At 41.0% G+C, this 23,333-nt stretch carries 19 protein-coding genes; 10 read left to right on the forward strand and 9 right to left on the reverse strand.

What is annotated here, in order from left to right; translation table 11 throughout:
• Window positions 1-412: 412 nt before the first annotated feature.
• Entirely contained in the window at window positions 413-1,009 is a 597-nt protein-coding gene (locus tag ACYVBM_RS01140) for a 3-keto-disaccharide hydrolase (protein WP_460683768.1), read from the reverse strand.
• Between the two features lie 409 nt (window positions 1,010-1,418).
• Here ACYVBM_RS01140 and ACYVBM_RS01145 point away from each other — a divergent pair, with 409 nt between their 5' ends.
• Entirely contained in the window at window positions 1,419-1,958 is a 540-nt protein-coding gene (locus ACYVBM_RS01145; protein WP_460683769.1) for an SRPBCC family protein, read from the forward strand.
• 139 nt (window positions 1,959-2,097) lie between these two features.
• Here ACYVBM_RS01145 and ACYVBM_RS01150 read toward each other — a convergent pair whose 3' ends face one another.
• Both ACYVBM_RS01150 and ACYVBM_RS01155 read right to left on the reverse strand, forming a co-directional pair.
• Window positions 2,098-4,269, reverse strand: coding sequence for a cation:proton antiporter domain-containing protein (locus ACYVBM_RS01150; protein ID WP_460683770.1), 2,172 nt, complete (start codon window positions 4,267-4,269; stop codon window positions 2,098-2,100).
• 18 nt (window positions 4,270-4,287) lie between these two features.
• Window positions 4,288-4,845 carry a hypothetical protein gene (locus ACYVBM_RS01155; protein ID WP_460683771.1) on the reverse strand — a complete coding sequence of 186 codons (558 nt, stop codon included), beginning with the start codon at window positions 4,843-4,845 and terminating at the stop codon, window positions 4,288-4,290.
• Between the two features lie 240 nt (window positions 4,846-5,085).
• Between ACYVBM_RS01155 and ACYVBM_RS01160 the strand changes: the two genes are divergently transcribed.
• The 4 genes from ACYVBM_RS01160 (at window position 5,086) to ACYVBM_RS01175 (ending at window position 9,790) form a co-directional block, all read left to right on the forward strand.
• Window positions 5,086-5,439 (forward strand): HesB/IscA family protein, encoded by a 354-nt coding sequence (locus ACYVBM_RS01160; protein ID WP_460683772.1) that lies wholly within the window; start codon window positions 5,086-5,088, stop codon window positions 5,437-5,439.
• A 30-nt stretch (window positions 5,440-5,469) separates the two neighbouring features.
• Window positions 5,470-6,441: a TerC/Alx family metal homeostasis membrane protein gene (locus ACYVBM_RS01165; RefSeq protein ID WP_460683773.1), complete on the forward strand. Its 972-nt coding sequence runs from the start codon at window positions 5,470-5,472 to the stop codon at window positions 6,439-6,441.
• A gap of 43 nt (window positions 6,442-6,484) precedes the next feature.
• A complete protein-coding gene (locus ACYVBM_RS01170; RefSeq protein WP_460683774.1) occupies window positions 6,485-8,953 on the forward strand; it encodes a bifunctional UDP-N-acetylmuramoyl-tripeptide:D-alanyl-D-alanine ligase/alanine racemase in 2,469 nt (822 codons plus the stop codon).
• Between the two features lie 138 nt (window positions 8,954-9,091).
• Entirely contained in the window at window positions 9,092-9,790 is a 699-nt protein-coding gene (locus tag ACYVBM_RS01175; RefSeq protein ID WP_460683775.1) for a lipoprotein signal peptidase, read from the forward strand.
• A 379-nt stretch (window positions 9,791-10,169) separates the two neighbouring features.
• Here the strand turns inward: ACYVBM_RS01175 and ACYVBM_RS01180 are convergent, their stop codons facing one another.
• Window positions 10,170-10,703: a thioredoxin family protein gene (locus ACYVBM_RS01180; protein ID WP_460683776.1), complete on the reverse strand. Its 534-nt coding sequence runs from the start codon at window positions 10,701-10,703 to the stop codon at window positions 10,170-10,172.
• Here ACYVBM_RS01180 and ACYVBM_RS01185 point away from each other — a divergent pair.
• A complete protein-coding gene (locus ACYVBM_RS01185) occupies window positions 10,702-11,421 on the forward strand; it encodes a pyridoxine 5'-phosphate synthase (protein ID WP_460683777.1) in 720 nt (239 codons plus the stop codon). The genes ACYVBM_RS01180 and ACYVBM_RS01185 overlap by 2 nt on opposite strands.
• Before the next feature lie 77 nt (window positions 11,422-11,498).
• Entirely contained in the window at window positions 11,499-11,879 is a 381-nt protein-coding gene (locus ACYVBM_RS01190; RefSeq protein WP_460683778.1) for a hypothetical protein, read from the forward strand.
• A 244-nt stretch (window positions 11,880-12,123) separates the two neighbouring features.
• On the opposite strand, the gene ACYVBM_RS01195 is transcribed toward ACYVBM_RS01190, so the two are convergent.
• The 4 genes from ACYVBM_RS01195 to ACYVBM_RS01210 all read right to left on the reverse strand — a co-directional run bounded on the left by ACYVBM_RS01195 (window position 12,124) and on the right by ACYVBM_RS01210 (window position 18,288).
• Entirely contained in the window at window positions 12,124-12,432 is a 309-nt protein-coding gene (locus tag ACYVBM_RS01195; protein ID WP_460683779.1) for a DUF3467 domain-containing protein, read from the reverse strand.
• 225 nt (window positions 12,433-12,657) lie between these two features.
• On the reverse strand, window positions 12,658-13,473 hold the full coding sequence (locus ACYVBM_RS01200; RefSeq protein WP_460683780.1) for a hypothetical protein: 816 nt from the start codon (window positions 13,471-13,473) through the stop codon (window positions 12,658-12,660).
• Between the two features lie 98 nt (window positions 13,474-13,571).
• Window positions 13,572-15,110, reverse strand: a complete 1,539-nt coding sequence (locus ACYVBM_RS01205) for a RagB/SusD family nutrient uptake outer membrane protein (protein WP_460683781.1) — start codon at window positions 15,108-15,110, stop codon at window positions 13,572-13,574.
• Window positions 15,111-15,120: 10 nt separating this feature from the next.
• A complete protein-coding gene (locus ACYVBM_RS01210; protein WP_460683782.1) occupies window positions 15,121-18,288 on the reverse strand; it encodes a SusC/RagA family TonB-linked outer membrane protein in 3,168 nt (1,055 codons plus the stop codon).
• A gap of 314 nt (window positions 18,289-18,602) precedes the next feature.
• Here ACYVBM_RS01210 and ACYVBM_RS01215 point away from each other — a divergent pair, with 314 nt between their 5' ends.
• The 3 genes from ACYVBM_RS01215 (at window position 18,603) to ACYVBM_RS01225 (ending at window position 21,234) form a co-directional block, all read left to right on the forward strand.
• A complete protein-coding gene (locus ACYVBM_RS01215) occupies window positions 18,603-19,478 on the forward strand; it encodes a bifunctional 5,10-methylenetetrahydrofolate dehydrogenase/5,10-methenyltetrahydrofolate cyclohydrolase (protein WP_460683783.1) in 876 nt (291 codons plus the stop codon).
• 112 nt (window positions 19,479-19,590) lie between these two features.
• Entirely contained in the window at window positions 19,591-20,205 is a 615-nt protein-coding gene (locus ACYVBM_RS01220; protein WP_460683784.1) for a 7-carboxy-7-deazaguanine synthase QueE, read from the forward strand.
• 564 nt (window positions 20,206-20,769) lie between these two features.
• A complete protein-coding gene (locus tag ACYVBM_RS01225) occupies window positions 20,770-21,234 on the forward strand; it encodes a DUF1801 domain-containing protein (RefSeq protein WP_460683785.1) in 465 nt (154 codons plus the stop codon).
• 133 nt (window positions 21,235-21,367) lie between these two features.
• Here ACYVBM_RS01225 and ACYVBM_RS01230 read toward each other — a convergent pair whose 3' ends face one another.
• Window positions 21,368-23,173 carry an ABC transporter ATP-binding protein gene (locus ACYVBM_RS01230; RefSeq protein WP_460683786.1) on the reverse strand — a complete coding sequence of 602 codons (1,806 nt, stop codon included), beginning with the start codon at window positions 23,171-23,173 and terminating at the stop codon, window positions 21,368-21,370.
• Window positions 23,174-23,333 lie beyond the last annotated feature (160 nt).

Raw genomic sequence — 23,333 nt, forward strand, 5'->3', positions numbered from 1 at the left:
AATATATTGAACTTCATAATTACTTTTTATACATTTTTAAAACATTATGATGCCAGCTTATTTTAAATATAGCACCACATTATTGGTTTGCATGCAGCATATTGTTTCGCTTTCAGCGCAGGATATATATGCAATGACTTAGACAAAATAAAATCGGATATAAAAGTTATAAGAAAAAAAGACCAGAGCATCCGGTCAAAACTCATAACACGAATGCAGAATCCAGGTGGGTCGTCAGGCGATTCTCTGCAACTGTTTGCTGCCAATGCATGAATATATGATATGCTTAAATCGACGTATGGTGATAATGCTGTTTGGGATAAAAACTTAACCGTTGAGGAGGCCCAAAATTTAAAAAGTAAAAGTTCAATGAAAGTATCTGACAAATAATATAAAGGGGGCGTATTAACAATTACAACTCTGTAATTATAATATCTTTCCAGCGTACTTTTATGCCGCCGCCATCATGAATCTGCAAGGCAATAAATCCGTCAGCAGCGCCGATCTTAGGGTCGGCCAGGTTAACCATTTCATGACCATTGAGCCAGGTAGTCACCTGGTCGTTCACAACCCTGATCTTCATAGTGTTCCATTTGCCGGGCTTCAGCCATTTTTCATCTTCAGTTTTTGGCTTCACAAGCCAGCCGCGCCCGTACGATTCATAAATACCTCCTGTGTGGCTATCCAGCGGCGCTACTTCTACCTGCCAGCCGCTTATTTTCACCCCTTCAATGGAAGACCGGAAAAACACACCGCTGTTCCCATTGGCCTCCTGTTTAAACTTCAGGCTCAGCTCAAAATTTTTATATTTTTTATCTGTTGAAAGATAACCATATTGCTTATCAGGTCCGCTCTCGCAAACCAGTTCTCCTTTCTCCACATACCATTTTTCTGTGCCGTGAACCGTCCAGCCAGTTAAATTCTTCCCATTAAACAGCCACGATGACTTTTGACCGTGTGCTACTATTGAATAAAAGCAAAAAAGCGTTACAGTAAGCAGACTTTTCATATATTTTAAATATTTTGCTTAAAAGATAATAAATGATTTTTAAATACATTCGAACATTATATAAATCTGCCTGTTGCAGGCAGCTTACAACCCCATTATCCGAAATCAACTGTCATCTATATCTTTACCGTTACCGGGAGATTATTGCGGGGCGCATATATTTTTTTCAAATATAATTATAACACAGGCTCAATAAGAAAAAGGTTTTTGTATCTTTAATCACACTATTAAAAAAAATACCTGAACAAATATTCAATTAGCCAAACAAGTGAGATTTAAAAACTAAAACGACAGAGTATTGCCACTACACATGCTGCCTTTTAGATTTCCTGTTTAAAATATATGAACCCGGCATAAAAACGGGATATGCAGCTTTTTAAATAAAGAGAAAAAACTAATCTTCTGGGATATGCGTATAGTAAAAAAGACGGGCTTTATATTATTGATGATTGTAATAACACTCTTGGTTGCAGCACTATTTGTGAAGGGTACCATAACAGTAGAACAATCTGTAGAAATCCACGCTCCGGTATCAAAAGTATGGGACTATACGAGCACGATCCGTAATATGAACATCTGGAGCCCGTGGTTTACAAAGGACGAAGATATGCAAACAAAGATCAACGGAATTGATGGCAAACCTGGCGCACGGTTTTGCTGGGAAAGCAGAGTAACGGCTATCAATAAAGGTTGCTTGTCTATTGCAGGTATCAGGCCCCAGCAACAGGTATACATCAACCTCAGCCTTTATATTCCTTATCAAACAGCTGCCAAAGGCTATATTAAACTGGAGTCTAAAGATTCTCTTACCCGTGTAACCCTGAAATTTTACGGCAAGAGGCCTTACCCGCTCCGTATTATGAAAATATTTGGTGTTGTTGAAAAAACAGTAAGCAGCAACTTTACCGAAAGCCTTCGAAACTTAAAAATGCTATGCGAAGAGCAATAACCTCAATTCGAGAAGCTGACAGGTAGCAGCAGCAACCCATTTTCCCATCGACTGTTTATTCAGTAGCCGCCCGGTGCAGGTATACAAAGAAGTACCCGATCATTCGGTCAAGGATTTAGAAAATCGGCTGGCAGATGACCTACTTTTTCCATAGCCTTTTCTTTAAGTATTTACCAGCTTTATTAATAGCTCCAAATTGCTCGCTGATCGTTTCTATAAGCTTACCGTCGGCCTGCTGAATATCTCCCATGTTGATGCCTGTTTCCAGCTGCTCGGGGTATAGAATGATATAACTGTGCTTCGAAAAGTAGTTGGATAGATAGTAAGGAAGCTTGCTGAACTGTGGCAGATAGGAGTTATAACCTTTGCGCGATGAAATAATAATGAACAGGTCATTCATATTCAGTTCTCTGGTAAAAATCAGGAAGTCGTCCCAGTTAGTAAAGATGGTGAAAGAAGCCTGCAATGTTACGCTATTTTTTTGCGCCATATTTTTAATTTCGGCAAGTGTTTCTTCTGCACCACAGAAATTCACCCGCATGCCTGCTTCTGTGGCAAGGCTTGAGACTTTTTGAACCCAATGGATAAAGCCTGGCTCTGTTTCTGCTTTGGGAGGAATAGCCACCATCATCCGTTTCAGCGTATTGAAAGGCTGCGATGGCTTATATATATATATGGTTTTATAGATCCGCCTGATAATATTTTGTGTAATCTCTCCAAAAAAAACTTTCTCATCGGCACCCTTATGCAAACCAATCACTATATCTGTTATCTGCTGTTCTTTTATAGTGTAAATAATACCATTGCTTATGCTGGAATCATATCTTATTAAGGGGCTCATTTTATTTTCAGATGCAGCGGCATGCGATAATGCTTTATCTAGTATCTTTTTCCCTTTTCCCGCCGTATTCTGCGCTTCGGCCGCATCATCAATAATATGTAAGCCATACAATGGTATATTGCTTTTTTTAGGTTTCAGCATTACACCAAAGTCTATAAGATCGGTGGTAATCTCTGGATAAGCCAGGGATATCAGTATCTTTTCATCATTAACTGCAACCTCTGCAGCAGCATCCTTTTCCTCTTCCTGCAAAGCCAGCTTTTTAGCTGAACGCTCTGTTACAAAAGAACCTACCCCACAGCTTACGAGTATTAACAGGATCGTTCCATTCAGCACATCTTCGTCCAGGAATCTAATGGGCTCGCCGGTTGGTGTTTCACCAATAATAAGATTGTAGCCTACCAATATGATGGCCAGTGTTGCAGCAGCATGAGAGGCACTGAGGCCAAAAAGCATTTTTCCTTCTGTGGCGGTCAATTTGAATATTTTTTGGGTAAGCCACGCAGCAAAATATTTTGTTACCAGCGCTACCCCAATAATAACGCCCGCAACCCTTGCCGCCCCCCATCCTTTTACCAATACCTTTACATCTACCAGCATTCCCACACTAATCAAAAAGAAAGGTATAAACAAGGCATTGCCCACAAAGTTGATACGGTTCATTAAAGCGGAGCTGTGCGGTACAAAACGGTTTAATACAAGGCCAGAGAAGAATGCACCTATAATGGCCTCTATACCTGCTGCCTCAGCCAGAAAAGAAGCCAGGAATACCATACCGAGCACAAAAATATACTGCGAAACGCTATCATCGAACCGCTTGAAAAACCATCTTACAATAACGGGGAACAGAAAAAGCACAATACATACAAAAATAACAGCAGAAAAGCCCAGCTGTATCCAGAATGCAGAAGAGACCTGCTCCCTGGCCATTCCAGATACGGCTGCCAGCAAAAGCAGCGCTACCGTATCTGTGATCATGGTGCCTCCAACTGCCATCGCTACCGCCCTGTTACGTATAACGCCATATTTACTGGCTATAGGATAGGCTACCAGCGTATGAGTAGAAAACATACTGGCCAACAGCAGGGAAGATAAAAAGCTATATCCTAAAATATAATACGACGCCAATGTTCCGCAGATTAAAGGCAGAAAAAAGGTAAGGGCTCCAAATACAACTATCTTTTTTTTATTTTTTTTAAATTCTGCCAGGTCTATTTCCAGGCCGGCTAAAAACATAATATACAGCAGCCCTACTGTACCAAATAAAACAATGCTGGTATCTCGCTTCAGCAAATTCAGCCCGTACGGCCCTACTATTACGCCTGCAACGATCAGTCCTATAATATGCGGTACTTTTAATTTGCTGAACAGGATAGGTGCAAATAATATAATAAAAAGCACCAGCGCAAAAATGATAACCGGGTTAGTCAACGGTAAAGTAAAATCTAAAGATGACAATAACGCTACCATATAATATTGTAAACCGGCCTATAACCGGTCGGCATTGATTGAGTAAGTTGTTTTACAATCAGAAAGTACAATTTCCCTTATACCGTCCATTTTTTTCTCATTGAGCATCCTTAAAGTAACTTCAATTTTCGTGGCCCCCGGAGCACTTTTATCTGACAGCTGCAAACCTCTCTGCGTATAATTGCCGTTATATATTCGTGTAAGATTTTTGCCTACATACGCTTTCATTACAATATCGTTACCGGAACTTGCAAACTCCCATTGCTCTGTTTTAATATCACCAATAGCGGAACCGGTACAGGAAGTTTCCACACACTGCATTTTAACCTGCCATTTGCCCACGATAGACGGGCCATGAATGACCACGGAATCAATTTCCCTTCTGGTGCTATCCAGCTTATATTCGCGTTCCTGCAGCTGCTTTTCTTTCTGTGTAAGCTGCTGCTCCAACAACAATAAGGTCTGCTGTTTTTCATTCAGCGTCGCTTCTTTCTCTTTTATCGACTTTTCCCGCTCGCTCAATCCGCAGGAACCAAACAAAATAGCAATAATAAATATGGACTGTAGCAATTTCATAGTTATTGCAATAAGGTTCAATAAACAATAGGAATCAGGGTAAAAATAAGGAATTCGTGGTTGTTTACAGGGTACAAAAGAAAAATGGCTGATTTTTAATAATACCCGCCCCTGATTTTCCAACTCTTTCAACAATATAATAACTTTGCTGTTCTACATTTCTGTAATCAGAACGGTAAAGAAGAAAGTGGCAATTGTACGAATAACCCATAAAATGGCGCTCCCTTCAAAAAAGTAATAATGAATCATACATTTTCTGCAGACAGCATACAAATAAGTGACCCGGCAAAAGCCCGGATAGAGCAGATCCTGGCTGAAAATCAAAGCCAGGGTAAAAACAGCTTTTTACGCGTAAGTGTGGTTAGCGGTGGCTGCTCAGGTTTGAGCTATAAACTCGATTTTGACAGTGAGGAAAGGCCTAAAGACCAGGTATTTGAAGATAATGGCATTAAAATAGTTACAGATATGAAAAGCCTGCTTTACCTTTTAGGCACGACCCTTGATTTTTCTGAAGGGCTGAACGGAAAAGGATTTTTCTTTAATAACCCTAATGCTTCCCGCACCTGCGCGTGCGGGGAAAGCTTTGCTGTTTAGCATCCATACTTATTCAACTATACATATTTAATGACACCCGATCAAATCTCTTACCTCGTATTTGGTATTGTAATTGTTATTGCCCTTGTATTCGACATGGGGCTGTTTAGCAAGAAAAACACTGCTATCACCCTTAAAACAGCGCTTTGGCAATCTGTATTTTGGGTAATGCTGGGCCTGGGTTTTTTCGTTTTCCTTATTTATGAAGAAAATAAAACCATTGCCATCGAATACCTTAGCGCCTACCTGATGGAAAAAAGCCTGAGTATTGATAATATCTTTGTATTCATATTGATTTTCAACGCATTCAGAGTAAAAGATATTTATTATGGCAGGGCTCTGCTGTTTGGCGTATTAATGGCCATCGTATTCAGGGTTATTTTTATTACGCTTGGTGTAGAGCTGGTAACCCGTTTTCATTGGGTCTTATATGTGTTTGGAGCCTTCCTGGTATATACGGGTATTAAAATGTTTACCGCGGGCGATGATGAAGAATTTGACCCCAAAACACATGCCGTATATAAGTGGATGAAACGTGTGCTGCCGTTGGTACCTCATGACGGAGGCGGAAGATATATTATTAAAGAGAACGGGAAAAGGCGCTATACCGTATTATTTGTAGTAGTAGCCATGCTTTCTGTAATTGACCTGGTTTTCGCGGTAGATTCTATTCCTGCTGTAATGGGTATATCCACCAATAAAATGGTAATTTATACATCCAACATTTTTGCCGTACTGGGGCTTCGCTCCCTCTTTTTTGTACTGAGAGGTGCGGTCAATAAATTCGATTACCTTCAGCAGGGTATCGCTATTGTTCTTGTATTTATAGGCGTTAAAATGCTGGGAGAACACTGGATCTCACAATGGATCGACAAATCGCAGCAGGTAGTGCTTTCGCTGGTGGTTATTGTAATATGTATCACCGGAAGTATTCTTTACTCCATCCTTCAAAAAAGAAAAGGTATTCCGGAAGAAACAGAAGACAGCCCGGCTGATCTGTAGCCGACACTTCATTTATACAATTCACCCTTTTTCTATTGCAGGGATGTTTACATTACAAGAAATAGCTTCTATTTTACAAACAGGTCAGCAAAAGCTTCCTGATGTTACCATCACTACGTTACTTACCGACAGCCGGAAAGTTATGCACCCCGAAAGCTCATTGTTTTTTGCATTACCCGGGCCCAGAAGAGACGGACACCGGTTCATTGCAGAATTGCACAAAGCCGGTGTAAAATATTTTGTAATAGCCAAAAACAGCATCGTACCCCAATATCCCGGCGCTGTTTTTTTCAAAGTTGAAAAAGTACAGGAGGCTTTACAAAAAATAGCCACCGCGCATCGAAACCGGTTTAGCCTGAATGTTATTGGCATTACCGGCAGCAACGGTAAAACTGTGGTAAAAGAATGGCTCTACCAACTGTTAAGGCCTCAGTATAATATTGTAAGAAGCCCCAAAAGCTATAATTCTCAAATAGGTGTTCCCCTGAGCGTATGGGAAACAGGGCCGGCCAATAACCTCGCCATTTTTGAAGCAGGTATCAGCCAGCCGGGAGAAATGGAAAAGCTGGAACCCATTATACAGCCCGACATTGGCGTACTCACCCATATGGGAGCAGCGCATAGCGAGGGCTTTCTCAGTGAGCAGGAGAAACTCAGGGAAAAGTTACAATTGTTCATCCATTCATCGGTCATTATTTTTAACGGTGATAATGAAATGATAAGGATGGAAATTGCAGGCATCAACCGGCCTTCCTTCTCCTGGGGAAAGCAAAAACACAACCCGCTCCGCATCATTAGCCTGAAAAGAGAAGGCCGTATTTCAAAAATAAAGCTTGGCTGTACCGGGCAGGTCTTTGAAATAGAAATACCGTTTACCGACGATGCTTCATTAGAAAATGCTATTACCTGCTGCGCGGTACTGGTGTATATGAATCTGGACACAGCTATTATAAAAGAGCGCATGAAAACACTACAGCCGGTGAACATGCGGCTGGAATTTAAGAAAGGCGTCAATAACTGTATCATTATCAACGACAGCTATAGTGCAGATACAGACTCGCTGGCTATTGCACTTGATTTTTTAAAGCAGCAGGCAAAAGGGCTGAAAAAAACCGTTATCCTTTCCGACTTCTTGCAAAGCGGAGAAAGTATGACCCATCTGTACAGCAATATTCTTGAACAGCTTCAAAAACATAATATCAGCCGTTTTATAGGTATTGGAGAGCAGATGCTTAACCTTGTACCCCAACTTATTGGGGAAAAGAAGCAGCAGATCCTTTTTTCACCATTTCTTACTACCAAGGACTTCCTGCGCCATCTTCATACACCTGAATTCAGGGACGAGGCCATATTGATCAAAGGCGCGCGTTTGTTCGAGTTTGAAGAAATTGTGGCACAGCTGGAACAGAAAGCCCACCAGACCATCCTCGAAATCAATCTCAATGCTATTGCCCATAATTATAAGGCTTTTCAGCAAATGCTGAACCCGGCAACCAAAATGATGGTGATGGTAAAAGCTTTTGCTTATGGTAGCGGCGGCAGCGAAATTGCCGGGTTATTACAATATCATAAAGCCGATTACCTGGGCGTTGCCTATGCAGATGAAGGTGTAGAGCTTCGCAAAGCCGGCATTACCATACCTGTTATGGTTTTAAATCCTGAAGAAAATGCTTTTGACGCTATCACTGACAATTACCTGGAACCGGTTGTTTTTTCTTTTAGGCAATTATATGATTTTCAGAATCATATACATCAGTCGGGATTAAAAAATTACCCCGTGCACATTGAAGTGGAAACAGGTATGAACCGCCTGGGCTTCCATATTGCCGATATCCAAAAACTCGGGAAGCTGCTAAAGGACAACAGCCTCATTCGTATACAATCTGTTTTTTCTCATCTTGCTGCAAGCGAAGACGAAGTAGAAGATGCATTTACGCTCAAGCAATGCGAAGTGCTGCTCCAGGCCACTAAAGAGCTGGAAGCTGCTGTTACATACTCTTTTTTAAAACATATTGCCAACTCATCGGCGATAGCCCGTTTTCCACTGCTACAAATGGATATGGTACGCCTGGGAATTGGTCTTTATGGCATTGCAGGTAAAAACATCAGTAAAAAGCTCCAGCCGGCACTTACGCTGAAGTCTACCATCGCCCAGGTAAAACAACTCAGCAAAGGAGAAACCGTAAGTTACAACCGCAGAGGCGTTGTACAGCAAAATACTGTTATAGCCACTGTTCGTATCGGTTATGCCGATGGATATTCGAGGCGGCTAGGCAACGGAGTAGGATATATGCTGGTAAAAAACAAAAAAGCATACGTGATCGGCACAGTATGCATGGATATGGTAATGATTGATGTAACATCTATTAAAGGAGTAAAAGAAGGGGATGAGGTCATCGTTTTTGGTCCTGGTTTGCCCTTGCAGGAGCTGGCAGAAGCTATAGACACGATCCCTTACGAGATCATGACAGGTATTTCCCAGCGGGTAAAGCGCGTGTACTGGAGCGAATAGCTTTTAGGTTACGGCAGCAGGTTATATCCCGTCTTTATTACTTTACACCACTTCATATGCAGCACATCCATCATTCCTTATAAACGAAAAAAAATTTAAGTCCAAAAAATTGAAAATTAAAAGCATCTTTGCACCCTTATGAAGGCTGGAAAATTAAGTACATCGGTATTAATTATTGTATTGATTTTGATCGTAGATCAGGCATCGAAGATCTACATCAAAACCCATTTTCCCATAGGAGAAGTTACGCGCATTCTGGGAATGGACTGGGCGCGCATTCATTTTATTGAAAACAGTGGCATGGCCTGGGGTTGGAAATTTGGTAATGAGGCCGGAAAGGTGGCCTTAACCCTGTTTCGCCTTTTAGCTGTGGTTTTCGGGAGCTGGCTCCTTGCAAAATTTGCCAGGGAAAAATATTCCCGTGGCTTTATGGTTTGTGTGGCGCTTATTTATGCCGGCGCGCTGGGAAATCTTATTGACAGTATGTTCTACGGAATGATATTTGACAAAGGGCTGCATTTTGACACCGCCGTTGGCGATTATGTCAGCTATGGCGGTATTGCTACCTTAGAGGGAAAAGGATACTCCTCATTTTTACACGGAAGCGTAGTGGATATGCTTTATTTCCCTATGGTTAAAACTACATACCCTCATTGGATTCCCTGGGTTGGCGGCGAGCCTTTTGAATTTTTTAGCCCCATATTCAACATTGCTGATATGGCTATATCTACCGGTGTTATTACACTCCTGGTTTTTCAGAAACGTTTTTACAGGAAAGAGGGAACCATAAATAATACAAAAGACCTGTCAGAACAGGCTAATAGTCTTTCGGCATAAAAAAATCCGCCGGAAATTGATTTTCCAGCGGATCCTGGTGTTTCTCTCAATATATTTATAACGCTTTTTTCAGCCGCTCTTCCGGCATTATCCAAAAGATAACTTGTTTGAAGTTGCATTATTGGAGCTTGTTATGAGAGAAAAATGTTGTCCTGAACTTGCCGAAGCAATATATTTTTCCAAAAATCGGATTCGTCAGGCTGTTTATAACAGGTCCTTTTATTTGCGCCTCAGCCAGGCATTTATTGTATGTTCATTTTTTGAAGTTTAGACACTTTTGTATAAAATTAATTCAAATCAATGCAGCTACAAAAAAAGCCCCATCACTAATTCAGGCGATGGCTTTCGTAACCAGTTGTTTTTAGAACCCTATTAATCCCTACCTGGCAGACTCATTTTTCCTGAAACGATCAAAAATAGCTTTTTCGGTTTTATGATCCATTTTTGATGATTTTTTCAGCACATCTATAAAATGTGCTACTTCCTGCACCGCAGCCGGGCAACCTGAATTATTGCCGTCCGGCATTACCGCATCTCCTATTACTTTGCCCTTTGCATCGTACACTAACCAAAAGGGTATACCCGAGTGCTCAGGTGCGTGCTTTTTGAACAGTTCCGCTGCACCGGGATTCTCAAGTTCTTTTTTTTCCTCCGATTCAAGAATGGTTAGATGCTCCATTACATAATTATCATCAAAAAAAAATTTACAGGCAGCATCATTTATCGCGGCATCCATTTTTTTACACCATCCACACCAGGATGCATGAAAAATTATAAACACATTCTTATTTTCTGCTTTAGCTTTGCTGAATGCTTTCGCCAAAACTTTACCGGCGGACGGGGGTGCTGTTTGCGCGAAAGAGGACCATATCATGAAACCTGTAACAGCCAGGAACGAAAACATTTTTATCATGACGAAACTTTCAGTAAATATAAATAAAATAGCTACGCTGAGAAATTCCCGCGGAGGCAATAATCCTAACCTTATAAAAATGGCACTGGATGCAGAAAAATTTGGTGCAGATGGTATTACCGTGCACCCCAGGCCGGATGAAAGACATATACGATATACCGATGTACGGGAGCTAAAGCCTTTGCTTACCACAGAATTTAATATTGAAGGGAACTGTTCCGAACAAAAATTCGTTGACCTGGTGCTGGAGGTTAAACCCCATCAGGTTACATTAGTACCCGATGCCCTGGGACAGCTCACCAGCGATCATGGCTGGGATACGGTCGCACATAGAGATTATCTTACCCATATTATTGGGGTTTTTAAAGCGGCAGGCATAAGGGTGTCGATCTTTGTAGATCCGGATGAAAGAATGGTGGAAGGAGCAGCCGCTACAGGTACAGACAGGATAGAGCTGTACACCGAAGGTTATGCCGGTCATTATCATAAAGACCGGAACAAAGCGATTGAACCTTATATAAAAGCCGCCAAAAGAGCCCAGGAACTGGGGCTCGGACTTAATGCCGGTCATGATCTTGACCTAAAAAACCTGGGGTTTTTCGCCAGCTGTATTCCATGGCTGGATGAAGTGAGTATTGGTCATGCAATTATCTGCGACGCCCTGTACCTGGGCTTTGAAAATTCGATACAGCTTTACAAAAGGCAGCTTTTTGTTTAAACTGGGGGACCTCCGTTTACGGATAACAGCAAACCTTTTGTTTCAATCTATCGTCAATTGTTTGGAAATTTAAGAGCATGAACTACTTTCTTACACTAATCCTTTCATTTTGGGTATTTACTGCCAATGCCCAACGGGTAGAGAGCATCCACTTCCACTTATACACCGATAGCCTTAAAAAAGGTACACATAATTATATTAATGTAGACGGGAAAATGAGCGATGGCAGTTGGCGGCCACTTACCGCTAAAGAACTTGACTTCAAAACGGACTACGGGAAATTCCAGGGCAATGATCTGGTATTACCTGATAATCCTACAGTTAAAAAAGTATGTGTTACCGCTACTTTAAAATCAGATAAGCAAACTACCCAGCAAATAACCATCTGGATAAAACAAAAACCCGATCCTCCGCTGCCTGTGTACAGCAGTGAAGCGGAAGCGAGAAAACGGAAGTAGATACTGCATTCAGGTTACTGGTTACTGGATACTGGTTACTGGTTACTGGTTGCCGGATACTGGATACTGGTTGCCGGATCCACTTAACATTCTACATTTAATTGAGTATAGAATTTCTGCACTATATGGTTTATGGCTTAAGGCAGAAGGCTTTTATCTTTTTGCTTCCAGCTTTCTGCTTTTAGCCTTTGGCTTTCATATCGTATATCGTACATTAATGCTGCTTACCCTCAGCAGCTAACTCCTATGCCTGCGCTGTGGGTCCGCCAAAGTTCACCGGGATCTGCACTTCGTCCAGATCTTTTATCGGCCCCTGCATAGCTTCAAATTTTTCGATATTATCTATCATCGCCTTCATAAAACGCTTGGCATGCTGAGGAGTAAATATAATGCGGGCTTTTACTTTACTTTTGGGCGTACCCGGCATAATGTTCACAAAATCGAATACGAATTCTGCATGAGAATGCGTAATGATAGCGAGATTGGCATAAGTGCCTTCTGCCACTTCTTCCGATATTTCTATATTGAGCTGGTTGGGTTGCTGATCCTGCATGAAATTCTTTTTGTTTAGAGCGAAGGTAATGAAAAGAAATGTGGCGCTACGTCTGATTATTTAGCCAAGATAGCCGAATACCGCCTGAAGTATTTTAGCGTTAGTTATAACTTCCACAATAGCAAAAATTTGCATCTTTGTTAGGCCAAGATATAATAGAATATAAATGCCGCCTCACCAATAGGAGACGGCACTTGTAATTAAGTCTGTTACTAACAGAAAACACTAATCTAAAAATCCTGCAGGCATAGTAATTATCTCGTTACCACCAGCCCATCCTCGTCCATCAGGTAAGAGGTAAGACGCCGGCTTCAAAGTCACTTTTCCATTACTTATAGTACCAGTAACATTTGCCATAGTAACTAGTCCCAATGCACCGCCATCATCTATTACTTGATTCGGGCACACGACAGTTTTGCCATCAGATTTAATCATAAATGCAAAGCTTCGAAATCCGAACGGAGAGATCACTTTAAAAACATTCGCTCCATTGGCCTTTGCTATTTGTATGTCTATTACTTTTTCTGCCCAATAAGAATCCATAGTAGTAGTAACCGGAGCACCAAACTCTAATTTATTCGAAGCTAATACATCAATTTTCTTCTTATTAGCAGGTGAAATATTATCATCGGCAATATTTAAAGAGAAAGGAAAAGCCAAACCCACATTTACATCGTTGTTATTACCTTCAGTTACCGATAAAGCGCTGGGATCAATAACTGAGAAATCACCGTATTTAACTATTGCATATGATTTGGCCTCACCACTGGCAAAAGCTATCGGCCCGGCCATTGTAAATACATTGGTATAGCCGGCGCCGGATGCCGTAACAGTAACAGGCACCGACAATTCTCCTGATGTGGAAGTGCGTCCTACAGGCACCTTCAGCTCTCCGCCAGTCATGTTTAAGCTGGTAGTAGTAGAAAAGAAGCTGATTTTATTGGGCGCTCCGCTATAAAGCGCACCATCGGTTTTTTCGCAGGAAGAAAAAAACAATAAAACCGCTAACGCTCCAAGTATGTTTGTATAAACTCTTTTCATCCGTTTATTTTTTAATTTTATTAATTTTCCCAATGAAACGTCTTCTAATCTACCTGTTTTAGCTAAACTAAAAGATGTTTCATATGGGTTTTATTATTTTAAAGTGGATTTTGATCTGTTGTAGCGTTCATATTAGGATTCCCATCAAATTCCTTTTGCGGAATTGTTAAAATAAACTCCTTGTTGGCAGGATCCAGTGTATTCCAGGTTGGCTTTGAACTGTGATTAGAGCCTGCAGCATTCCTGTTAAACCCGGTTTTCAAACGCAGAATATCGAAAATACGTTCTGCCTCGCCCCAAAGCTCAATGCGGCGCTGTAATATAATATAATCCATCAATGTTATCGGAGTACCTGTAGAGCCCATAGTCAGCTCTTTTGACAAAGTAGCCTGATCTAAAGCAGCCTGGTATCCTGTTGGATTTCTAAGCTTCCACAATGCGGCTAAAGCCTCCTTAGCCTCTGCATATTTTTCAGCATGGCAAAGCGCTTCTGCTTTAACCAGCTGCATTTCTTCGGCACGCATAAAGATATAGTCGCCTAAATCTGCCGCAACATCTGCATACCTGAATTTAACCTGGTTATAGGGTTTGGTGACATTGGTACCTCCGTCTGTAGCGCCATTCCACCATTTTTTACGTGCGTCGGCAGTAGGAATCTGATCATACAGCCATTTATAGATACATTTACGGGAAGACTTTGCATAACGATCTGCCGATGCATCCATATGAGAGAAAAAGGAAGAATATATAGTGGATTGATCTGCAATAATCTCTGCTCCCCACATTACATTTTTTGCTTTAACACTATTGAATCCTGTGTATAAATCGTCTCCGCTTATCATAGCCAGTCCTGACTTTGATAATGCTTCAGTAGCTGCTGCTGCTGCTTCGGTCCATTTATTCTGCACCAATGCCACATTAGCTTTTATAGCCTGTGCCACATAATAATCTATATGTGATTTATGAGATTGTGCCCCTTTTGCAGCAAATAGTTCTATAGCTTTATTGATATCTGCATTTATTTGTGTATAAACCTCCTCTACGGTTCCTCTGGGTTTACCTTCAGATGCAGATGTGGTAGGCTCGGTATAAAGAGGTACTCCCGGCGAGGTTTGATGACCTATATAGGTTTGCTGGTAAGATTGGATAAGCTGGAAATAAGCATAAGCCCGCATGGCATAAGCCTGCGCCATAATGTTATTTACGACAGACTTATCTCCCGGTAAACGCAACTCCTCAGCAAGAATGTAGTTCGCGTTGCTTACTAAAGTATAATAAAAGTTCCAGGTGGCATAAGGTCTCCACGAAGTTAAGGTATAACGGCTCCTTACATCGAAGCGGTAATCAAAATAGAACCAGCCATTACCCTGGGCATCCTGCACCATATCTTCACCCATCAATGAAGTGTAGAGCTTGGTTGACATAATACCAAAATTCTGACCAGTATTAGCGGTAGTCCAGCCCGAAGAATATAACATGCGGTAAATACCATCCATTGCAACCTGGGCTCCCTGTGTGGTTTCAAACAATGTTGGCGCTGCGACTCTGTCAGTTGGGCTGGTTTCTAAAAAATCCTTTTTACAGGAAACAAAGCTCAGTCCTATAAAAAGCGTTGATATATATATGTACTTTTTCATTGTTATTGGATTAAAAATTAACATTGATTCCCATAGAAATTATCCTGTTAGGAGTAAAAACATAATCAGTTGTCCCGGTAAAATTAAACTGGGGGTTCATTCCCTGGCGGGCTGCAAACATGTATAAATTATCTCCCTGTATAAAGTATCTTACAGAGTTAAGTCCTATACGATTAATATCAAATGTATATCCTGCAGACACGCTTTTGATGGCAAAGTAAGAAGCATCAACCAAAGCCCTGTCGTTGATAGTGAGTGTTACTTCTTTTTGCATTCTTGGAACGTCTGTTATATCTCCGGGTTGCTTCCACGCCCTGAGCACTTCCCTTGAGAGATTATTTCCAATATATAAGGGATTTAAATAACTGTACCCCACTACATCATATATTTTTCCTCCTATGGAGTAGGCTGTAAGCAAAGAGAAATCAAATTTTTTAAAGTTCAACGTAGTTCCCAAAGAACCATACAGTTTAGGAATACGATTACCCAAAATCACCCTGCTGGCAGCCGCTTTACTCTTATCGCTTGAAATATAATGCTTGCTGCGGTCAAATTCATCTTCCTTCTTGTCATAAACCCAGTATAACTGGTCGCCGGTAGCAGGATCAACCCCTGCGCTTCTTGCCATATAGAAGGAGTTAATAGATTCTCCGACCCGGATGATCGTCGTGCTGCTGATAATCTCCTCTTTATCAGATTTACCGGTTAGTTTAAGCACCTTGTTTTGCACTTTGGATGCCATCGCAGTTATATTCCACGTTACATCTCCATTTCTTATTACATCATAACCAACTGATAAATCAATACCAGAGTTCTTCATGTCGCCAATGTTATCATTAAACCCATCGAAGCCCAAAGACAATGCCAATGGCCTGTTTAATAACATATCGGTGGTTTTACGCGTATACCAGTCGAAGCTTACTGTCAGCCTGTTTTTTAAGAGCCGTCCATCAAATCCTATATTAAGACTCTGGTTTTTTTCCCAGCTTACTTTTTTGTTTTCTACAGAAGTTACCGCGCCACCGTTATTATTGGCATTATTCCATGTAAGGTCATAAAACGCCTGCCATGCGTAATAAGCAGAAGCGTTATCATACTGCAGATCATTATTACCCTGCCCGCCATAACTGGATTTGATGGTAAAACTGTTCAGCCAGGTAAGGCCCTGAAGAAATTCTTCCTCAGATATTTTCCAGGCACCACCTATAGACCAAAACTGGCCCCACCTGTTATCTTTGAAGAACCTGGAAGAACCATCTGTACGGAAACTACCAGACAAATAGTATTTTTTATTGAAATTGTATTCTACTCTTGATAAATAAGATTCGAGGTTATCGTTATTTTCGTAAGAATTAGCATCGGAAATTGATGAACCCGGAGCTAGTTCATAGAGGCCTCCAAACGGAAATCCTGTTTTTTGTGCACTCAACAAATTAAACTTGTAAGCATAACTCTCATGTCCCATCAAAACATCTACTGCGTGCTCACCGAAAACCCTGTTCCAGGTTAACAATTGATTAAATGTATAAGAGAACGTTTTGTTCCATTCTTTGTTTAAACGGCCGGAACCTTTTGCATTACCAAAATAGGGATTATAGTAAAAAGTATACGCTCTGTCAATATAATCAGCTCCAAGATTAAAAGTTAAAGCAAAACCCTGAAAAGCACCATACTTTTGATCACGTGTATTAAACTCTACAGACGCCCGGGTACCTACGTTGTTTCTGAGATCATAATATTTATCATCGTACAGAACAGCTATCGAGTTAAAGTTTTGCTGAGCACCGGCAGCCCTGTTCAAACCATAATCAAACAGTTTTTCACCATTAGCGCCCAATTTAAAAGAGCCATCTGCATTACGCTCATAGATAGGGTAAATAGGGGCCATCTGCTCGGCAGAATACCACACATTCGACGTTGAACTACCTGTAGAACTCAACATATTTGATGTGCCTTTAGAAAGGTTAACAGATAAGCTTGTTTTAAACCAGTCTTTAGGTGTAAATTCAGTATTTGCACGTCCGGTAAACCTGTCAAATGAGGTAGTTTTCAGCAATCCGTTCTCTCTTAATACATTTATTGAAGCAAATCCTTTCATTACGTTGCTTCCTCCTGAAAGATCGAGCTGATACTCCTGGCGTACCGGATTTTTTGCCATCACTTCATCCAGCCAGTTATCGTTCCATTTTAATTGTGCAGAAGGGTTTAATTTTCCGGTAACCGGATCTATTAACTGATCTACCGGAATATTATATGGGTTATACTCCTCATTTACACCAAAAATCGGATCTACCGTACCTTTCATCCGGTTAATGGCGTTAATACCGGCCTGGCTCTCAGGAATTCCTTTTTCGAAAATTTCCTGGTTCTTGTAAGCCTGGAATACTGTTTCCAGATACTCCTGCGCATTCATTACATCATATCGTTTAACAGCGCGGGAAGCTACACCTACATTTGCTTTAAAGTTAACGTTTATTTTGCCCGATGTATTTCTACCCGATTTAGTGGTGATCATTACCACACCGTTTGCAGCGCGGGAACCATAAAGTGTGGAGGCGGCGGCATCTTTTAATACTGTAATATTCTCTACATCATTCGGGTTAATAGAGTTCAAATCACCTTTGAACGGAACTCCGTCAACTACATACAACGGATCAGCCGAAGCATTGATAGAGCCAAATCCTCTCACCCTTATTCCTGCATTGGAGCCAGGCTGACCAGAACCCAAAGTTGAAACCACACCCGGCGCTGCCCCATCTAAAGCTTTTGTGATACTGGTTAAGGGGCGTCTTTCAATCGCATCTGCGTTTATTGCAGTAGCCGAACCTGTAAATGTTGATTTTGTTGACCGCCCATAAGCAGTAACAATGACTTCATCAATTACAGCTCCTTCTCCTTTTGTAAGAACTGCGGTAACAGTATTACCTCTTACCACTACTTCAACAGTGCTAAAGCCGGTAGCTGAAAATACCAAAGTACTTCCAATGGAGGTGTGGATACTAAATTTACCCTCCTCATCAGCCGAAACACCCGTATTTGTCCCTTTGATAGAAACAGTGGCAAAAGGCACGGAAGTACCGGTTTCATCCAATACCGTACCTGTAACCGTTCTGGTTTGAGAAAAAGCCAGAAACGAAAATCCCATAAACATTGCTAAAAGCAATAGAGTTTTTCTCATGTAAAACGTTTTTGTTAAATAATGATTAAATCGGATTAAAAAAAGAGATTTAAATATGAAAACATACTATATCTTCTTCATTCAAAAGGGAAAGTTATAGTTTTTTTTAACAAAACATTCATATCTTCTTAATATTTTTTTAAAATCAAATCATATGTGATTTTATATAAAAAATTCATTTGATTGAATATCAATCAAATATAAAAATTACTGTATAAAAAATTGACCCTGATCAACTATTCGGATTTAACATTTTATCCCTTCGCAACGAAATTATTACTGCAGCCTTGACAAACTTTATGCATCTTTGCAACATGCAATTACTGGATGGAAAAAAGACAGCCAAAGCTATCTTAAATACGATTAAAATTGATGTAGCCCAACGTGCGGCAACAGGAAAAAAAGTGCCCCATTTAGCTGCTATTTTAGTAGGGAATAACGGAGCCAGTCAAACTTATGTGAACTCAAAAGTTAAAACCTGTAATGAGATCGGGTTTGTATCTACCTTAATAGAATACGAGGAAGAAGTAAGCGAGATGAAATTGCTTGATAAAATCCAGGAACTGAACGAAGATATATCAGTGGATGGCATATTGGTTCAACTGCCGCTGCCCCCTCATATTTCAGAAGAGAAAGTAATAGAAAGCATTGCTGTTTCAAAAGATGTAGATGGCTTCCATCCCGAAAATATGGGCAAAATGATTATGGGTGAAGAATCTTTCATTCCTGCCACCCCTTATGGCATCATGCTTTTGCTGGAGCATAATAATATTCAGACAACTGGTAAACATGCCGTGGTGCTGGGCCGTAGCCATATTGTTGGTCGCCCCATAAGCATATTGTTAAGTAACAATACCAACCCCGGCAATTGTACCGTTACCGTTTGCCACTCTAAAACCAAAAACCTGGATGAAATATGCAGGCAGGCCGATATTATTGTAGCCGCTATTGGCAGGCCCGAGTTTTTAAAGGCCGAAATGGTAAAGGAGGGCGCTGTAGTAATTGACGTAGGTATTACCCGCGTGGAAGATACTACCAAAAGATCGGGTTACAGGCTTGTAGGCGACGTAGATTTTGACAACGTAGCGTCTAAATGCTCTTTTATTACCCCTGTTCCGGGGGGCGTAGGACCTATGACTATCGCCGCTCTGATGAAAAACACCTTTAAATCCTGTGTAGACCGGGACTAAAAGGTTACTGGTTACCGGATATGCTGGCACTCTCTATTCATCAGGGAATTAAGTATTTATATAAAATGTTAAATTCCAGATTATAAATCATCCATCTCTAATAGCATCCAATGTGCTTCCTTTAGAAAGCAGGTCGCTGCCTGTAATGGAACATTTTTATACCATACAGGGTGAAGGCTTTCACCAGGGAAGGGCGGCTTACTTTATACGGCTGGGAGGCTGCGATGTGGGCTGTGTATGGTGCGATGTTAAGGAAAGCTGGCCGATGGAAGGGCACCCTGTTCTAAATATTGCAGAAATTGTTTCAATTGTAAAGCAATCGGGCGCTCCGCTAGCTGTTATTACAGGTGGTGAGCCCTTAATGCATAACCTGGATGATCTTACTATAGCCTTACAAAAGGAGGGCATTGAAACCAATATTGAAACATCAGGATCTTCCCCTCTTTCCGGTAACTGGAACTGGATATGCCTTTCTCCCAAAAAATTTAAAGCGCCGCTGCCGGAAATCTTACCTGTAGCACACGAGCTCAAAGTAATCGTTTATAACCTATCAGATTTTGCCTGGGGAGAGCGCTTTGCAGCGCAGGTTTCTGGAACATGTAAATTATACCTGCAACCAGAATGGGGCAGGGCAGATAAAATAACACCTCTTATCGTAGATTACATTAAGAGAAACCCTAAATGGGAACTCAGCCTGCAGATACACAAATATATTAATGTACCTTAATTGTCAGATGACAGTCGGGGAAATGGTGTGACAGAGTTGAGAAATTTAAAGGCTTCTGTTACCTGTCAACCAAAAAAAAGCACCCCTTATAGAAATAAACGGTGCACTCTCGAAAACTATCTGCTTAAGGAAAACTATACTTTTTTATTGTCGGGACAACCCTCTAAAAACTACCTGCCTTACAGGAGAAAAAGCGGGAGAAGCCCTGATTGCTTTTGTTAACACAAAAATAGACGACACGGCCAAAGATGGTTGTCGAAATCGGGAAAAACCGTTTACGAGATGCGGAAAAATAAGGAAGCACAGGAATGCACAGAGCGTATCGTGAGATCATATTCAAATAAAAATTTCGGTGCATTCTGTGGCTGCTAAACAAAAAATCAGGGCAATCCCAATACCCTGTATCGCTCGCAGATTACACGGAAGAGCGCAAAAATAGTTCGGTGTTCTCAGTAAATAACCGTGTGAAGCTCTGTGGGTTTTAAAATATTGGGTATCTTATTTACTTTTTTGAATCAGCTCTCCATTAAGTATCTTTAACGGTAAAACAACGCTCTCCTATTTATGCTGTCAAAAGTCACCTCAGTTAAAGAATACTTAAACGAAATACCGGCTGAAATAAAGCCGTATTTCGATAAATTAAGACACACCATTCTTAAAAACCTCCCTAAAGGTTATGAGGAGGCGATGAGCTACGGAATGATCGGCTATGTAGTTCCTCATAGCATTTATCCGGCAGGCTATCATTGTACACCCGGGCTGCCCCTGCCATTTATTAACCTGGCTTCGCAAAAAAATGCTGTCAGTTTATACCACATGGGCATTTATACGAATCCTGAGCTGCTTGCATGGTTTACTGCCGAATATCCCAAGCACAGCAAAAGCAAATTAGATATGGGTAAAAGTTGTATCCGCTTTAAAAAGGTGGAGAACATCCCATTTGGATTGATTGGTGAACTGGTAAAAAAAATGTCGGTAAAGCAATGGATTGCTTCGTACGAAGCAGCCTATATCAATCAAAAGAAATAAGATCGCGGTCAATCACCCACGGCCCACAGCGATATGGCAAAGGGCTTAACTCAAAAATATCATGTTACCACTGCCTGTAACAGTTTATGTAAAAACACTTAATCAACTTTTATCATCTGAGTTTTTAACATGCTCAGGATGATAAGGTTTTAGCCAGGCGCTCAATATTCAGGCTCCTGGCCGATGCATCAAATATTTCCTTATACACCCCATTGATCCTTACCAGCTCTTCATGCTTTCCGCTTTCCACCACTCTGCCCTGCTTTAATACATAAATAATATCCGCATCTACAATCTGGGAAATAGAGTGCGAAATCATTACAACGGTTCTGTTTTGTTTAATAGCATCCAGGCTGTTTTTGATCTGTTCTGTAGCAATGGCATCCAGGCTGGCAGTGGGTTCATCCAAAAATATAATAGGCGGATCTTTTAAAAACAGCCTGGCAATAGCAATACGTTGCTGCTGGCCTCCGCTTAGTAATTGCGCATCGCTTTTATATTGCATGGGCAGTTCCATTACCTGGTTGTGGAGATAAGCCTTTTGGGCGGCCAGTGTAATTTCTTCATAGGAGGCCTCTATTTTTCCATAGCGGATATTATCTTCTATGGTACCCTTAAAAATATGGTTTTTTTGAAGCACCAGGCCTATCTCACTTCTTATAGAGCTGTTCTCATAATCTGATAAAGAAATACCGTCAAGTAATATTGCGCCGCTGTCCGGCTGGTAAAACTTGTTAAGCAGGTTTAATACCGTGCTTTTACCGGCACCGCTTAGACCTACAAGAGCTGTGGTTTTACCACGTTCTATTTTCAGGCTTACATCGTGCAACGCTTTTGTTCCATTGGGATAGGTAAAATCTACATGGCACATTTCGAAAGTTCCTTCTGCCTCTGTTACAATATGCCTTCCGGTTTGTTCTACTTCTTCATCATCATCAATAATCTGGAAATAAGCTTCGGCATAAATAAACGCGTCATTCACCTCATCATAGATCCTGTGCAGCTGCCTGATGGGCGCCGATACATTATTAAATAACATAATGTGCAGCATGATCGCTCCGATGCTTATCTGATGGTTCAACACCAGGTAAGCAGTAAGTATTATTATCAATACAATACCGATCTGCTCTATAAAACTTTTTACCCCATCGTAAGTAAAGTTGGTTTTGCGCGTGTATAGCTGGTTATCTGTCAGCTGCTGCTGAATTTCCAGCTGCTTTTTCTCCTCCACGTCTTCCCGAACAAAACTTTTGATCACCGTCATTGAATCGATGATATTGAGCAGCCCGTTACTTTTATTTTCCCTGCCTCCACGCAATTGCCTTCTCACTCCCTGCAGTTTTTTGGCCTGCCTTGCGCTTACATAGAAATAAGCGGGTAATATAGTAACAGCAATCAAACCCACATATATATTGGCCATAAACATAATAATCAGCGCCAGTACAGCGTTACAAAAAAGCGGCAGAATATCTATAAAAAAATTCTGTACCAGCCGGGTAAGACTTTCAACACCCCTGTCTATACGGGTTTGCAGCTTGCCCGACTGGTTTTCGGCCGAAGCAAAAAATCCCATGTGATAGGTGAGTATGCGGCTGATGGCTTTTTGTGCCAGGCCATTGCTAACATTGATGCGTATCTTTTCTCCGTAAAATTTTTGTCCGAACTGGATAAAGATGTTTACGATTTCTTTTACAAAAAGAACAACTGAAATAAAGATCAATAGCTGTGTTCCCTCTTTCATAGGATCTGGTACTTGTAATAAAGCATCTACATGATCAACCGTATATTTTAAAATAAGCGGGTTCACCTGTGCGGCCAGCGCCCCTACCAGCGTCAGCGAAAGCGTACCGAATATCATGGTACGGTATGGCTTTACAAAAGGCCATAGCTGCTTTACTATATTGACAAGATTTAAAGTTTTGGAAAAAGGTTTAGCCATTAAGGAAATGTTGAAAGGTTGAAAAGTTGAAAGGTTGAAAAGTTAAAACATTGGTTGCCGGTTACTGGTTGCTGGATACTGGTTACTAGATGATTTGTGTCTGCCTAAAATAGGTTGACATTTTTTACAATATCCAATTTTCAATACGCAATAATCCCCG

Source organism: Niabella aquatica (assembly GCF_054779315.1).